Origin of the sequence: Streptomyces sp. NPDC057694 (genome assembly GCF_042799415.1) — a bacterium.
GTDB lineage: Bacteria > Actinomycetota > Actinomycetes > Streptomycetales > Streptomycetaceae > Streptomyces.
In genome coordinates this window covers 1,429,464-1,444,628 of record NZ_JBHVIX010000001.1, presented here as the reverse complement: position 1 = coordinate 1,444,628, position 15,165 = coordinate 1,429,464, and the positions used below count along the sequence as shown (strand labels likewise).

General features: G+C 71.7%; 13 protein-coding genes and 1 pseudogene. 8 read left to right on the top strand and 6 right to left on the bottom strand.

Going from position 1 to position 15,165, the window contains the following annotated elements; translation table 11 throughout:
* Positions 1-11 precede the first annotated feature (11 nt).
* Positions 12-854, bottom strand: a complete 843-nt coding sequence (locus ACFVDP_RS06570) for a hypothetical protein (protein ID WP_383484175.1) — start codon at positions 852-854, stop codon at positions 12-14.
* A 234-nt stretch (positions 855-1,088) separates the two neighbouring features.
* Here ACFVDP_RS06570 and ACFVDP_RS06565 point away from each other — a divergent pair, with 234 nt between their 5' ends.
* From ACFVDP_RS06565 to ACFVDP_RS06540, 6 genes are all read left to right on the top strand, one after another.
* Positions 1,089-2,426 (top strand): 6-phospho-beta-glucosidase, encoded by a 1,338-nt coding sequence (locus tag ACFVDP_RS06565; RefSeq protein ID WP_383484404.1) that lies wholly within the window; start codon positions 1,089-1,091, stop codon positions 2,424-2,426.
* Positions 2,427-2,703: 277 nt separating this feature from the next.
* Complete coding sequence (gene tgmA, locus ACFVDP_RS06560) at positions 2,704-2,895, top strand: putative ATP-grasp-modified RiPP (protein ID WP_383484172.1); 192 nt, start codon at positions 2,704-2,706, stop codon at positions 2,893-2,895.
* Positions 2,896-2,909: 14 nt separating this feature from the next.
* Positions 2,910-3,938 carry an ATP-grasp ribosomal peptide maturase gene (gene tgmB, locus ACFVDP_RS06555; RefSeq protein ID WP_383484169.1) on the top strand — a complete coding sequence of 343 codons (1,029 nt, stop codon included), beginning with the start codon at positions 2,910-2,912 and terminating at the stop codon, positions 3,936-3,938.
* Between the two features lie 133 nt (positions 3,939-4,071).
* Entirely contained in the window at positions 4,072-5,520 is a 1,449-nt protein-coding gene (locus ACFVDP_RS06550) for a carboxylesterase/lipase family protein (RefSeq protein ID WP_383484166.1), read from the top strand.
* Between the two features lie 148 nt (positions 5,521-5,668).
* A complete protein-coding gene (locus tag ACFVDP_RS06545; protein ID WP_383484163.1) occupies positions 5,669-7,723 on the top strand; it encodes a phosphocholine-specific phospholipase C in 2,055 nt (684 codons plus the stop codon).
* A gap of 100 nt (positions 7,724-7,823) precedes the next feature.
* Positions 7,824-8,744 carry a phospholipid scramblase-related protein gene (locus ACFVDP_RS06540; protein WP_383484160.1) on the top strand — a complete coding sequence of 307 codons (921 nt, stop codon included), beginning with the start codon at positions 7,824-7,826 and terminating at the stop codon, positions 8,742-8,744.
* 85 nt (positions 8,745-8,829) lie between these two features.
* On the opposite strand, the gene ACFVDP_RS06535 is transcribed toward ACFVDP_RS06540, so the two are convergent.
* Positions 8,830-10,293, bottom strand: a complete 1,464-nt coding sequence (locus ACFVDP_RS06535; RefSeq protein WP_383484157.1) for an MFS transporter — start codon at positions 10,291-10,293, stop codon at positions 8,830-8,832.
* A 196-nt stretch (positions 10,294-10,489) separates the two neighbouring features.
* On the opposite strand from ACFVDP_RS06535, the gene ACFVDP_RS06530 reads away from it, so the two are divergent.
* Positions 10,490-11,074, top strand: coding sequence for a TetR/AcrR family transcriptional regulator (locus tag ACFVDP_RS06530; protein ID WP_383484154.1), 585 nt, complete (start codon positions 10,490-10,492; stop codon positions 11,072-11,074).
* A gap of 62 nt (positions 11,075-11,136) precedes the next feature.
* Here ACFVDP_RS06530 and ACFVDP_RS06525 read toward each other — a convergent pair whose 3' ends face one another.
* Both ACFVDP_RS06525 and ACFVDP_RS06520 read right to left on the bottom strand, forming a co-directional pair.
* On the bottom strand, positions 11,137-12,054 hold the full coding sequence (locus ACFVDP_RS06525) for a hypothetical protein (protein WP_383484151.1): 918 nt from the start codon (positions 12,052-12,054) through the stop codon (positions 11,137-11,139).
* The gene (locus ACFVDP_RS06520; RefSeq protein ID WP_383484148.1) at positions 12,051-13,031 is read right to left on the bottom strand and encodes a phosphatase PAP2 family protein; all 981 of its coding nucleotides are present in this window, start codon (positions 13,029-13,031) and stop codon (positions 12,051-12,053) included. The genes ACFVDP_RS06525 and ACFVDP_RS06520 overlap by 4 nt, the downstream gene beginning before the upstream one ends.
* 151 nt (positions 13,032-13,182) lie before the next feature.
* On the opposite strand from ACFVDP_RS06520, the gene ACFVDP_RS06515 reads away from it, so the two are divergent.
* The gene (locus ACFVDP_RS06515; protein ID WP_383484145.1) at positions 13,183-13,827 is read left to right on the top strand and encodes a TetR/AcrR family transcriptional regulator; all 645 of its coding nucleotides are present in this window, start codon (positions 13,183-13,185) and stop codon (positions 13,825-13,827) included.
* 148 nt (positions 13,828-13,975) lie between these two features.
* On the opposite strand, the gene ACFVDP_RS06510 is transcribed toward ACFVDP_RS06515, so the two are convergent.
* Positions 13,976-14,830 carry a hypothetical protein gene (locus tag ACFVDP_RS06510; protein WP_383484413.1) on the bottom strand — a complete coding sequence of 285 codons (855 nt, stop codon included), beginning with the start codon at positions 14,828-14,830 and terminating at the stop codon, positions 13,976-13,978.
* Between the two features lie 156 nt (positions 14,831-14,986).
* Positions 14,987-15,103 (bottom strand): annotated as a pseudogene (locus tag ACFVDP_RS06505) (DUF2510 domain-containing protein); the annotation flags it as partial.
* Positions 15,104-15,165 lie beyond the last annotated feature (62 nt).

Below are 15,165 nucleotides of genomic sequence, written 5' to 3'. Positions count from 1 at the left end.
CGTGGCTGTGGCTACTTCATCGTGTACGAGATCACGGCCGTCGTCACCAGGCACGGCGACGGTGGCACGATCTCCACGCGCAGGGTGCCGCGCGCGCTGTCGTAGTCGATCCCCTCCGCCTCGAACGACCCCGAGCAGACGCTGCGCTGCGGGATCTTGAAGGCGGTCGACACATGGCCGGTGACAGGTTGACCGTCGAGGGGGCGGGCCAGATCGACCTGGAGAACCTCCTTGGCGGCGTCGTCCGACGCGCACAGCAGCTGCGTGCCCGTCACGAAGTCACAGCCCTGGATGTCCTCCACCGGCCGGTCGAGACTGATCTGCCCGGCCTGCGGCAGATTCGCGCCGGGCGCGGGCGCGGCGGGGTTGAGGACGGGCGCGGGGAAGACCTGGAGCCGGTTCATCGTGCCCCACTCGCCGGACACCAGCCACTGCCCGTCGGGCGACACGGACGCGAACGAGTTGTTCAGCAACTCGCCCTGATCCAGAGCGTGTTCATAGGTGGTGCGGGTGCCGTCGGGCGCCGTCACCGCGTACATCTTCTTCGTCGTCGTGTCACCGCCCTGGTACGCGTCGAAGGTGTAGCCGCGCGCGATGTCCGGGTCGCCGACGTGCGACCAGCCCGCGATGCGCAGCGAGAGCGGGACCGAGGCGAGGCCCCGGTGCAGGAGCGAACCGTCGGCACGGCTCGCCAGGCCCTGGCTGCCGGTCAGCGAGTTCACGTACGACGTGCCGGTCTCGGTCCAGGTGGGTTCGGCGGCGCTCGCCGCGCCGGCCGCCGAGAAGGTGAGTGCGGCCGTCGCGCAGACCGCGGCCGCGCGGACGAGTCGTCGGTGCTGTAAAGGTCTGGGCATGCCCCGTAGCCTGCACTATTCGCACGCGCGATCGCAGCCGATCAGCGGGATCGCGGCGCGGATCACCTCACCCGGCGGGCAGGAATCGCCGAGTAAGGTGCGCCGACCGGCGCACGTGCGACCGGAGCAGGAGTGACCGACGCCCCCGCAGACGGAGGCAGGCGCAAAGGTGGTTGTGGCGTGACATCGACGAGTGTGAATACGCGTACGGGTTCGGGTTCGGGTTCGACGAGACTGACGATCCTCGGCGGCGGTGGCTTCCGCGTCCCGCTGGTGTACTCCGCCCTGCTCGGCGACCACGCCGAGGGACGCGTCACCCACGTCACCCTCCACGACGTCGACCGGGCCCGCCTCGACGCGGTCGTCCGCGTCCTCGCCGACCAGGCCGCGGGGATCGCCGACGCGCCCGTGGTCACCGCCACCACCGATCTCGACGAGGCGCTCACCGGCGCCGACTTCGTCTTCTCCGCGATCCGGGTGGGCGGCCTCGAAGGGCGCGCCGCCGACGAGCGGGTGGCCCTCGCCGAGGGCGTCCTCGGGCAGGAGACGGTCGGCGCGGGCGGCATCGCCTACGGGCTGCGCACCGTGCCGGTCGCCGTCGACATCGCACAGCGCGTCAAGCGCCTCGCCCCCGACGCCTGGGTCATCAACTTCACCAACCCGGCCGGACTGGTCACCGAGGCCATGTCCCGCCACCTCGGCGACCGCGTCATCGGCATCTGCGACTCGCCCGTCGGCCTCGGCCGCCGCGTCGCCCGGCTGCTCGGCGCCGACCCGGACCGCGCCTGGATCGACTACGTCGGCCTCAACCACCTCGGCTGGGTGCGCGGCCTGAAGATCGACGGCCGCGACGAACTGCCCCGGCTGCTCGCCGACCCCGAACTGCTCGGCTCCTTCGAGGAGGGCCGCCTCTTCGGCGCCGACTGGCTCCGCTCGCTCGGCGCGATCCCCAACGAATACCTGCACTACTACTACTTCAACCGCGAGACCGTCCGCGCCTACCAGCAGGCCGAGCGGACACGCGGCGCGTTCCTGCGCGACCAGCAGGCCCGGTTCTACGCGGATCTCGCCGACCCCGCCGCCCCCGCCCTCGCCACCTGGGACCGCACCAGGGCCGAGCGCGAGGCCACGTACATGGCGGAGAACCGGGAGGCGGCGGGGGCCGGCGAGCGCGCCGCCGAGGACCTCGAATCCGGCGGCTACGAGAAGGTCGCCCTCTCCCTCATGCGGGCCATCGCCCGCGACGAGCGCACCACGCTCATCCTCAACGTCCGCAACCGCCACACCCTCGCGGCCCTCGACGCCGACGCCGTCATCGAAGTGCCGTGCCTGGTCGACGCGGGCGGCGCGCACCCCGTCTCCGTGGACCCGCTGCCGCTGCACGCCACCGGTCTGGTGAGCGCGGTGAAGGCCGTCGAGCGCGAGGTGCTCGACGCCGCCGCCTCCGGCTCGCGCGCGACCGCCGTCAAGGCGTTCGCGCTGCACCCGCTCGTCGACTCCGTCACCGTCGCGCGCCGACTGGTCGACGGGTACACCGAGGCCCACCCGGGACTGGCCTACCTCACGCGGTGACAGGTACCCCGGCTCCGCACCGGAGTTCATGAACGTCTGAGTGTGGAGGCGCACTTGAGGACGTGTAAAGGCCTGTAAAGGCGGTATTGAAGAGGGGCGGCTCTAAAGAGCCGCCCCTTTTCCCTGCCTGACGTAGCGTCATCACTCAGCGTGGCGGAATGAACTCGTCCGCAGGTGTGACGCGTCCTACAGAGAGAATCCGAGATATTCGCTAGGACTGTGACGCCGGAGAGTCACCATGCGCTTGACTTGGTGCACCCCCCAACTAGGAGAGCCCATGCGACCGTTCGCTCTGAACTATGCCCGCCCTGTGAGAGAGGCAGAGGTCAGCGCGTCGTACACATACGACTCCGCACTGCAATTGAACCTGCTGCCCGATGGCGGGGTGGCTGCACGCGACTACGCAGTGTTGCGAGCGTGTGCGGCGACGACCTCCACCGCCGGATCCAAAACTCATTTCGACGACTGAACGGCCGCGCGGAAATGACCGTACTGATCCTGACCTGTGAACAGGACGTGACCGCCGACCTCGCCGTCGTCGAATTGAACGCCAATGGAATCCCTGTGCTCCGCCTCGACCCGGCCGAACTGCCCGGTGACGTGGATGTGTCCGGGGAATACGTGCACGGTGCGTTTCAGGGCCATCTGTCCGTCGGTGGCCGGATGGTCAGCATGCAGGGTCTGCGCTCCATCTGGGTGCGCAGACCGGGCACGCCGGCCGCCGGGGCCGTCGCCTCCTCGGCCTGGCTGACGGAGGAGTCCTCGCAGGCGCTGTACGGGATGCTCCGCTGCACCGACGCCCGGTGGATGAACCACCCCGACGCGGCCCGGCGGGCCCGGCACAAGCCCTGGCAGCTGTGGCTCGCTCGGGAGTGCGGCCTGCCGGTGCCCGCCACGCTGATCACCACCTTTCCGCGCGTGGCCCGGGAGTTCGCCGAGCGCTACCCCGACCTCGTCGTGAAGCCGGTCTCCGGATCGCACCCCGGCGACGACGGGCTCGCCGTGCCGACCACCCGGGTCCGCCCCGACGAGGACTTCCGCGCCGTGGAGCACGGCCCCACACTGCTCCAGCGCCGGATCCGCACGGCCGCCGACATCCGGCTCACCGTCGTGGGGGAGCGGATGTTCGCCGCGCGGGCCGCGGCCGACCCCGACGCCGCCGACGACGACGGCGCCGTGGTGGACGTCCGCTTCAGACCCTCGGGCGTCTCCTGGCGCCCGGTGCCGGTCCCGCCCCGCGTGGCGGACGCCGTCCTCGTCTACCTGGAGCGTGCCCAACTCTCCTACGGCGCCTTCGACTTCGCGGAGGACGTGGACGGCATCTGGTGGTTCCTGGAGTGCAATCAGTCGGGGCAGTTCGGCTTCATCGAGATCGAGACCGGACAGCCCATCGGCAGCGCGGTCGCCCAGTGGCTGGCCGGTGAGCCCCTGGACGCGGCAGGCGGCGACGACCCCCGGCCACCCGGAAGCGGCCGCCCGGCCGACGGTGCGACGGACCCGACACGTCGTTGATCTTTACGCGGGTGCGGCCGGCAGGGTACGAGAGACGGGGTGCCCGACGCCGGGTACCACCGGTGCGCGCCGCGCTCCCGGAAGGGAGCGGCACCGTACCGCCCGACAGCCCGACCGAGGGAGCCCGCACCGTATGACACCGGTCGTCACCACCGCACAGGGCGCGCTGCGAGGCCGCACCGGCGCCCACGGCGTCGCCGCCTTCCTCGGAGTGCCCTACGCCGCACCGCCGTTCGGCCCCCGCCGCTTCCGGGCCCCCGCCCCCGCCGAGCCCTGGACCGGCGAGCGGGACGCGACCGCGTACGGGCCGACCGCGCCCAAGGCCCCGTACGCCCCGCCCTTCGACGCCCTCATCCCGGAGACCTCGGCGCCGGGCGAGGACTGTCTGAACCTCAACGTCTGGACGCCCGAGCCGGGACCCGGCGCCCGGCTGCCCGTCCTGGTGTGGCTGCACGGCGGGTCGTTCTCCAACGGGTCCGCGAACTCCAGCGGCTATCGCGGCGAGACCTTCGCCCGGGACGGCGTCGTCTTCGTCGGGGTCAACTACCGCCTGGGAACCGACGGTTTCCTCCACCTGCCCGGCGCCCCCGACAACCGCGGCCTGCTCGACCAGCTCGCCGCCCTGGAGTGGGTGCGCGACAACATCGCCGCGTTCGGCGGCGACCCCGACCGCGTCACCGTCTTCGGCGAGTCGGCCGGTGCCATGGCCATCGGACAACTCCTCGCCCACCCTGGCGCCCGCGGTCTGCTGCGGCGGGCCGTGCTGCAGAGCGGCGCCTGCCACCACTTCGTCCGCCCGGAGACGGCGCTCCGGATCGGCGCCCGGCTCGCGGACCGGCTCGGCGTCCCCCACACGGCCGAGGCGTTCGCGGCCGTCCCCCTGCCCGAACTCCTCACCGCACAGGCTGAGTTGCGGGTGGAGCTCGCCACCCGGCCCGACCCGGCGGTGTGGGGTGAGGCGGCGCTCAACGCCATGGTCTTCGAACCTGTCGCCGACGGACTCGCCCTGCCCGGACCCGACCTCGGCGTGGACCTCCTCGTCGGCTCCAACCGCGAGGAGAACCGGCTGTTCATGGTGCCGACCGGCCGGTTCCACCGCATCACCGAGGAGCGGGCCCGGCGCGGCGCCAGGGCGTACGGAGCGGACTTCGACGCCTACCGGGAGCGGCGGCCCGGCGCGGAACCCGGCGAACTGCTCGAAGCGATCGGCACCGACTGGTTCTACCGCATTCCGGCCGTCCGGCTCGCCGAGTCCGTTCCCGGCACCCACGTCTACGAGTTCGCCTGGCGCTCGCCGCAGTTCGACGGCGAACTCGGCGCCTGCCACGCCCTGGAACTGGGCTTCGTCTTCGACCTGCTCGACGATCCGGACTACGTGCCGATGGCGGGGGAGAAGGCGCCGCAGGACCTGGCCCGCACGATGCACGCCGCATGGGTGGCGTTCGCCGAGACCGGCGACCCCGGCTGGGCCGCGTACGACCCGGCGGGGGAACGGACGGCCATGGTGTTCGACGCGGACGGCTGCCGCACCGAGGCCGATCCGCGCGCGGCGGACCGGGAGGCGTGGCACGACGTGCGGTGATGCGCGGGTGATGTCGCGCACCGTCCGCCCACTTTTTGCCCGACTGTCACTTCAGCCCCCTTTTCTTCGGCCCCTGTCATCTTGAACACTCCGGTTGCCCCTCTTCGTGGACCGACCACCATCGAAGCAACAGGAGACCCCCACACCCATGACGGAACTCAATCGCCGCCGCTTCCTCCAGATCGCCGGAGGAACGGCCGCTTTCACCGCCCTCTCCGGCTCCATCGACCGGGCCGCCGCCATCCCGGCCGCCCGGCGCAGCGGCACGGTCCAGGACATCGAGCACATCGTGGTGCTCATGCAGGAGAACCGATCCTTCGACCACTACTTCGGCTCGATGAAGGGGGTGCGCGGGTTCGGCGACCCGCGTCCGGTGACCCTGCCCAGCGGCAAGCCGGTCTGGAACCAGGTGAGCGCGGGCAAGGAGGTCCTGCCCTACCACCCGGACGCCGACGACCTCGGCATGCAGTTCATCGCGGGCCTCGACCACGACTGGGCGGGCGGCCACAGCGCCTTCAACAGCGGCAAGTACGACAACTGGGTCCCGGCCAAGGGCACCGGCACGATGGCGCACCTCACCCGGGACGACATCCCGTTCCACTACGCGCTCGCCGACAAGTTCACCGTCTGCGACGACTACCACTGCTCGTTCATCGGAGCGACCGACCCCAACCGCTACTACATGCTCAGCGGATACGTCGGCAACGACGGCACGGGCGGCGGCCCGGTGCTCGGCAACGAGGAGGCGGGGTACGGCTGGACGACGTACGCCGAACGCCTGGAGAAGGCGGGCGTCTCCTGGAAGGTCTACCAGGACATCGGTGACGGCCTCGACGCGGCGGGCGGCTGGGGCTGGATCGACGACGCCTACCGCGGCAACTACGGCGACAACTCCCTGCTGTACTTCAACAACTACCGCAACGCCAAGCCCGGTGACGCCCTCTACGAGAAGGCGCGCACCGGCACGAACGCCAAGGCGGGCGACGGCTACTTCGACGTCCTCAAGGCCGACGTCAAGGCGGGCAAGCTGCCGAAGGTCTCCTGGATCGCGGCCCCCGAGGCGTTCTCCGAGCACCCCAACTGGCCCGCTAACTACGGCGCCTGGTACATCTCCCAGGTGCTCGACGCGCTCACCTCGAACCCCGAGGTGTGGAGCAAGACCGCGCTGTTCGTGACGTACGACGAGAACGACGGCTACTTCGACCACGTCGTGCCGCCCTACCCGCCGGCCTCCGCCAACCAGGGCCTCTCCACCGTCGACACCACGCTCGACTACTACCCGGGCGGCACCCGCGCCGCCGGTCCCTACGGACTCGGCATGCGCGTCCCGATGGTCGTGGTCTCGCCGTGGTCCACGGGCGGCTACGTCTGCTCGGAGACCTTCGACCACACCTCGATCATCCGGTTCATGGAGAAGCGGTTCGGAGTCAAGGAGACCAACATCTCGCCGTGGCGGCGCGCCATCTGCGGCGACCTCACCTCGGCCTTCGACTTCTCCCTGAAGGTCACCGACCCCGCCGACCTGCCCGACACGGCGGCCTACGAGCCGCCGGACCGCGACCGGCACTCCAGCTACGTGCCCAAGCCGCCCGCGCAGGGCGCCCTGCCCAAGCAGGAGAAGGGCTCGCGGCCCAGCCGCCCGACCGGCTACGCGCCCTATGTCGACGGCGCCGTGGACCTCTCGACCGGCAAGTACAAGCTGACGCTCAGCGGCGGCGACCAGAAGGGCGCCTTCTTCCAGGTCCGCTCGCAGAGCCGCGGCGACGGCCCGTGGACGTACACCGCCGCGGCCGGCAAGCCCGTCTCCGACAGCTGGAACTCGGCGTACTCGGCGGGCAAGTACGACCTCACGGCGCACGGGCCGCACGGCTTCCTGCGCGCCTTCAAGGGCGACAACAAGGTGGCGGAGCCGGAGGTGACCGCCCGGCACGACGGCGGCACCGGCAATCTGAAGCTGACCCTGAAGAACCCGGGCACCGCCGACGCCCACCTCACCGTCACCAACGCCTACGGCGGGTGGAAGCAGACATACACGGTACGCGCGGGCGCCACCGTCACCCAGACCGTCGACCTGCGGGCCAGTAAGCGCTGGTACGACCTCACCGTCGTCGTCGAGGGGAACGCCGGGTATCTGCGACGCCTCTCCGGGCATGTCGAGAACGGGACGGCCGGCGTGAGCGACCCGGGCATCGCGACCGTGTAGTTCCCGGCGAGGGTCGTTCTTGCCGAAGCGGTGTCGCCGGGGCGCACATCACACCCGTCAGCCTGGTCACATTCCCAGGTCGGCGGGGTAGTGTGCCCCGGTGACCTCGCCTTCTAACACCCCCGCAGGTTGGTATCCGGACCCCCACGGGGTGCCCCAGACGCTGCGGTGGTGGGACGGTTCCCAGTGGACCGACCACACGCACGCGGCGCCGGCCGAGACGCCCGCGCCGTCGGCCCAGGTGCCGCCGCAGCAGGCCCCGGCCCAGCCGCAGTTCCAGCCGCAGCAGGCGATGGCCCAGCCCGCCGCGCAGCAGCAGTTCGGCGGCCCGGCCGGCGCCCCGCCGCAGCACCCGGACGCCGCGCGCGTGCAGCGCCAGGTGCAGCAGCAGGCCGGGGTCGCACCCGCCGGGCAGGGCGGCGGATCGCTGTTCACCGAGCCGGTCCTGGTCGTGAACCAGAAGGCCAAGCTGATCGAGCTGACCAACGAGTACAGCGTCATGGACCAGCACGGGAACCAGCTCGGGTCCGTCACCGAGATCGGCCAGAGCGGTCTGAAGAAGGCCCTGCGGTTCGTGTCCTCCGTCGACCAGTTCATGACGCACAAGCTGGAGATCCGCGACGCGTACGGGCAGCCGCAGCTGGTGCTCACGCGGCCCGCGAAGTTCATCAAGTCCCGGGTCCTCGTGGAGCGGCCGGACGGTTCGCCGGTCGGCGAGATCGTCCAGCAGAACGCCATCGGGAAGATCAACTTCGCGATGATCGTGAACGGCCAGCAGGTCGGCGCGATCAAGGCGGAGAACTGGCGCGCCTGGAACTTCGCCATCGTCGACCACGCCGGGCAGGAGGTCGCCCGCATCACCAAGACGTGGGAGGGCCTGGCCAAGACGATGTTCACGACGGCCGACAACTACGTCCTGCAGATCCACTTCCAGCTGCCCGACCCGCTGCTGAGCCTCGTCGTGGCGACCGCCCTGACGGTGGACACCGCGCTGAAGCAGGACTCGCGCGGGCTCGGCTGACCGCTGATCGTGCCGAAGGGGCGGGCCGTCTCCGGCCCGCCCCTTCTTCATGTCCTTCTCTTCACGCCCTTCGTGCGTCACGAGATCAGTGGCTGACGATCTCCTGTTCCTGTTCCTGCTCCCGCCGCGGCGCGGACTGCGACGACGCCACGCGGGTGAGCGCGGCCCGCCGGGCGGTCGGCACGAGCAGCGCGGCCAGCGTCGCCGCCAGGCACAGGAAGGCCAGCAGCGTGAAGCCGTGCGTGTAACCGGACTCGTACGGAAGTCCCGAGCGCTGGAGGTTCCCGGTGACCAGGCTGGTCATCAGGGCCGCGCCGATGGACCCGCCGATGGTGCGGATGTTGGCGTTCATGCCCGTGGCGGCGCCGGTGGTGGCGGCCGGCACGTTCTGCACGATCAGGTTCGCCATGGAGGCGAAGGCCAGGCCGATGCCGAGGCCGAACACCCCGGCCGCGACGGCGATCTGCCACTCCTCGTCGTGCCATAGAGCGAGGATCGCGCAGGACACGGCGCCGAGCGCGGCACCGGCCGTGAGCAGGGACTTGGCGCCCACGACGGGTTCGAGGCGGCCACTGACGACCCCCGCGAGGAACATCGCCACGAGCATCGGCAGCATCAGCAGCCCGGCGCCGGTCACGCTCGACCCGAAGCCGTACCCGGCCGAGGACGGGGACTGCGCGAAGCCCGGCAGGAACGACCACACCGCGTACATGCCCGCGCCGAACAGCAGGGCGGCGGTGTTCGTCGTCCACACCGCGCGCAGCCGCATCACCCGAAGATCGATGAGCGGGCTCGCCGAGCGCGCCTCGCTGAACAGCCACGCGGCGAACAGCACGACGGCGGCGGCCAGCAGTCCTGTGACCTTGGTCGAGCCCCAGCCCCAGGACGTGGCCTGGCTGATGGGCAGCAGCAGGGCGACGAGCCAGGCGGAGAGCAGCACGGCTCCGGCCCAGTTGACGCGTCCCGCACCGCGTTCGGGCGATTCGGGTACGTAGCGCAGGGCGATCAGCGCGGTGGCGGCCACGACCGCCGCGGGCAGCCAGAACAGCCAGCGGTAGTCGAGCGCGCCGACGATCGGCCCGGCCGCGACGATGCCGACACCGCCGCCCGCGGCGATCACCGCCGACAGATTGCTGATGCTGGGGCTGACCCGCTCGGCCGGGAACTCGTCGCGGATGATGCCGAACGAGAGCGGGAAGAGGGCGCCGCCGATGCCCTGCACGACGCGGGCGACGATCAGGACGCCGATGCTGGGCGCCAGCGCCGCGAGCAGACAGCCCACGGTGAGGGCGACGAGCGCGGCGACCATGGTGCGCTTCTTGCCGACCAGGTCGCCGACCCGGCCGAGGATCGGGGTGAAGACGGACGCCGACAGCAGATAGGCGGTCATCACCCAGGTCGAGGTGGCCTGAGAGGTGTCCAGGGCGTGCTGGATCGTGGGCAGCGCGGGCGCGACCAGCGACTGCATCATCGAGAACACGCCGGCACCGGTGGCGAGGACCGCGAAGGTGAGGCGGTTGTTGCGAACGTTCGGAACGTTCCGGTTCAAGACGGCTTCTCTCCCAACGAGGAGGGCAGGGGGGTGTGGCCCGTCGCTCTGCGCGGGCTGAAAGGATCACGGGGGTACGCCGGAGTACGTCGAGGTACGGCGAACCAGAAGGCGCCCCTGCTAAAGTGGAGGCACCCCTCGACTTAAAGAATAGTAGCGGAGGGGTACCTCCGGTTCAACCTCGTTGGGGGCAGGCATGACCACCACGGACAGGGAGCGGGTCGGCGGCGTGGTCGCCGCGCAGCGCCCGCGCCGCGCGGACGCCCGGCGCAACTTCGACGCGCTGCTCGCCGCCGCCCGCGAGGCGTTCGCGGAGAAGGGCGGCGAGGCGTCGCTGGAGGACATCGCCCGCAGGGCGGGGGTCGGCATCGGCACGCTGTACCGCAACTTCCCCACGCGCCAGGTGCTGTTCGAGACCGTCTACGCGGACGAGGTCGACGCGCTGTGCCGGCTCGCGGACGAGGTCGCCGAGGTGCCCGATCCGTGGCAGGGCCTCTCGACCTGGCTGCGCCGCTTCGTGGAGTACACCGTCACCAAGCGCGCCATCCGGGAGGCGATGAGCGGCGAGTCCGAGATCTTCGTCTCCTGCCGCCGGGCCATGCTCGACGCGGGGGAGCCGCTGTTGCTGCGGGCGCAGGAGGCCGGGGGTGTCCGCGCCGAGGTGACCTTCGACGATCTGTTGCGGATGGTGTCGGGGGTGACCGGAGCGGCCTATGTGGACGAGGCCCAGCGCGACCGGGTCCTCGGCTTCGCCCTGGACGGCATTCGGCGGGCCCCGTAAGGGGCGCGGGGAACTGCGCGAGCAACCACGACGGACGCGCACCCGCGACGAGAGCTGACCCCCTACGGCGCGAAGGCCACGGGGCTCTGCCCCGGACCCCGCTCCTCAATCGCCGGAGGGGCTTGGTTCGGCGCCTGGACCGGGACGTGAACCGGCTCGCCCAGGACCATCGCGCCCCGGGTCAGCAGAACGACCCCGCGCGCCGCGAGTATGGCCCCCGCCCCGGCCAGGGCGAACCCGGCGACCCCGCCCTGGAGGCGCTCGCCCAGCAACGAGAGACCGATGACCGCCGCGGCGACCGGATTGGCCAGCGTGACCATCGCCAGCGGGGCACCGAGCCCACCCTGGTACGCGGTCTGCGACAGCAGCAGCCCACCGGCCGCGAACAGGGCGACCAGGACCGCCACCACCACGACCTGCGCGGTGAGCAGGGAACCGGAACGGTCCGTCGTCGCCACCGTCACGGTCTGGGTGAGCGCGGAGGCGACCCCCGAGGCGACACCGGACGCGGTGGCGTGCCGCAGTCCGGGCCGGGCGCCGCGCCGGGCCAGCGCCCCGATGAGCGCGGTCGTCAGACCCGCGACCGCGAGGGCCTGCGGCAGGGACAGCGTGTCGTCGGGTTCGGGCCCGGACGCCGTCACCAGGAGCGCGGCCAGACCGAGCAGGGTCAGGGCGGTGCCCCGCCATTCGCCCACGGTCACCCGCCGCCCGGCGATCCGGGCACCGAGCGGCACGGCCGCGACGAGTGTGAGCGCGCCGAGCGGCTGGACCAGGGTGAGCGGCCCGTACTTGAGGGCCGCGACATGCAGCAGAGCCGCCGCGGCGTTCAGCAGCACCGTCCCCCACCAGGCCCCGGTGGCGAGGAGCCGCAGCGTGCCGCCGCCGGACCGCGAGGCGAGCCGCTCCTGGGCCACGGCCGCGGCGGCGTAGGCCACGGCCGAGACGAGGGAGAGCGCGACGGCGAGCAGCGTGGCACTCATCGCTCGGCCCCGCTCGTCACGAGCCGCGGAGCGGTGGTCACCGACGTGGAACCCGGCGTCGGCGACACCTGGACCGGTATCCGGATCGGCATCCGGGCCAGGACGTCCGACGCGGACAGCGAGTCGGGCGGCGTACGCAGGGCGGGCCGCGGCGACCACGGCGCGACGGCCGACGCGCCCCGCGACTCGGCGACGACGGCCGGCCGGGCCGGGACCGGCAGCAGATGACGGCCGATGCGGCGCCCGGTGACCGTGCGCGGCAGCCGGATCACCGCGAGGGCGGCACCGAGCAGCGCCGTCGCCGCGATCGCGTCCAGCCAGTAGTGATTGGCGGTGCCGATGACCACGAACAGGGTGAGCAGCGGGTGCAGCAGCCACAGCCAGCGCCACTTCGAGCGGGTGGCGACGATCAGCGCGACGGCGACCATCAGGGCCCAGCCGAAGTGCAGCGAGGGCATGGCCGCGAACTGGTTGGCCATGGTGTCCGTGGACGGCTTCGCCGCGTAGACCGAGGGGCCGTAGACCTGCGCGGTGTCGACGAGGTGCGCCGCCCCCAGCATCCGCGGCGGCGCCAGCGGGAACGTCAGGTGCAGCGCGAGCGCGGCGGCCGTCAGCGCGGCGAGCACCCGGCGGGTCCACACGTAGTGGCGCGGCCGGCGCAGGTACAGGAAGACCAGCAGGCCGAGCGTCGCCGGGAAGTGGACGGTCGCGTAATAGGTGTTCGCCGCGTGGACGAGGGTGTCGCCGTGCAGCAGGAGGCCCTGCACCAGACCCTCGCCGGGCAGGTGCGCGGAGCGTTCGAGACGCCACACGTCGCCGGCGTTGCGGAACGCCTCGGCGGTGTGGCCGTTGGCCAGCTGGCGGCCGAACTTGTAGACGAGGAAGAGTCCTACGACCAGCAGGAGCTCGCGGACCAGGGGTGGTCGGGCGACTGATGCGTCCGGCTCCGGTTCGGCAGGCTCGGTAAGGGAATTCATCCCCCGGCCCCTTTTCGTGACGACTGGGTGGTGCGTGTGGTGCGCGCTTATCGGTACGCCAGTGTACCGAAACGATGGCGTACCGGTACACTGGCGTATCGATAGTGGCTGTGATCTCATCGACACCGGCACCGGACCGAGGAGCAGAGTGATGACGACGCGCGAAGAGGGACCCGCGACCGTGCAGACGACCGCGCCGACCGCTTCGCGTCGCTCCAAGATCACGCCCGAGCGCGCACAGGAGTTCTACGACGCCGTGCTCGACCAGCTCCGCCGGCACGGGTACGAGGCGCTGACCATGGAAGGCGTCGCCGCGCAGGCCTGTTGCAGCAAGTCGACGCTGTACCGGCAGTGGAGGACGAAGCCGCAGCTGGTGGCCTCGGCGCTGCGGGCCGGACGCTGTGTGACGTTCTTCTCGGCGGACACGGGCAGCCTCGCCGGAGACCTGGTGGCCGCCGCGCGGAACGCGGCGTCGCAGGGCAAGCGGGACACGGCCCTGTTGCAGGCGCTCGGGCACGCCGTCCTCCAGGACACCGAGCTGAAGAACGCGCTGCGCGAGGCACTGATCGAACCGGAGATCGCGTCGATCGCGACGATGGTCGAGCGGGCCGTGGCGCGCGGCGAGATCGCCGCCGACCATCCGGCACTGCCCTACATCGCCGCGCAGCTCTTCGGAGTCATGCGCAGCCGACCCGTCCTGGAAGGGCGCTACGCCGACGCCGACTACATGGTCGGCTTCGTGACGAAGGTGCTGATTCCGGGACTCGGCCTGACCGCGCAGGATCAGGCCCCTTAAGGCGGGAGACCGCCGGTCGCAGGGATGACCGGCCGGCGGTCTGCCAGCGCCGCACCGTGGGGACGGGGGCGGCGCGCACCCCCGGGCCGGGCGGGTTCCTCCTTGAGCGGAGGGGTACCCGCCCGGCCCGCAGGCTGTCGCGGGCCGGTCAGACGCCCTGGCCGCTGCCGCCCGAGACGCTGCCGCTGATGTCGGACTTCTTGATGCCCTTGACGATCTCGTCGATCGCCGAGTCGTCCGGTCCGGCCGCCTTCTCCTTCGCCGTCTGCGGCTTGTCCACGCCGATCCGGAGCACGACCAGCGAGCCGCTGCCGGCGGGGGAGGGCAGCACGACCGACTCCACCCAGGCGTCGACCTTCGCCTTGGTGTCCACGCTCCAGCGGACCAGATAGCCCTTCTGGCCCGCCACCGTGACCTTCTTCGAGAGCAGCTCGTCGTGCCCGGTGATCCCGCCGTACGTCTTGCCGCCGTAGGACGCCTTCGCGTTCTTGGCGATGTCCTCCTTGGCCGCGGCCTCGGCGGTGGTCGCGGACAGCTTGAGCGACTTCGCCGACGCGCTGGAGGCGCCGCCCTTCACGCACTGCTTGCCCGAGCCGTCGGGGCACGTGTACGTGCCCGTCTGCACCCCGGCGGAGCTGATGCCGTCCGCGCCGGTCCACCCGTCGGGGACCGGCAGGGCTATCCCGTTGCCGAGGTCCGTGGCGTAGCCCTTGTCGAGCGGGGCCTGCGGCGACTGGTCGGGCGCCTCGGGCGACGGGCTGCCGCCCTGGCCACCCTGACCCCCTTGGCCACCGGTGTCGCCCCGGCCGCCGTCGCCGCCCTCGGGGCCGCCCCCGCCGTTGCCGCCCGGGACCGGCGCCTGCGACTGGGAGTCGGCCTGGCCGCCCTTGCCGTCGTCGCTCGCGGTCAGCGCGTACACGCCACCGCCGATACCGGCGAGCACCACGACCGCGACCGCCGCCGCGATGGCGATCCGCGCCTTGCTGCGCGGCTTCGGCGGCAACTGACCCGGATAGGCGGGATAGTTTGGAAATGCCGGATAATTCCCGGCCGGGGGGTTCTCCGGAGCGCCTGGCATCTGCACCGGCTGCGCGGGCACCGGCGCCGGGGGCTGATCCGCCCCGGGAACCGCGTCCTGCGGCGGATTCGGCGACGGGGTCGTGGCGGGCCGGATCTGTTCCGTCCAACGGCCGCCGTCCCACCAGCGTTCGGTGCGCGGGCCGCCTTGAACCTGTCCCGGATCGGGGTACCAGCCTGCGGGAGTCTGCGACGTCATGTCCGCCACAGTATGAGGCGTGCCTGAAAGGCGGATGAGAGGGGCGCTGTCCGGCCGGCATT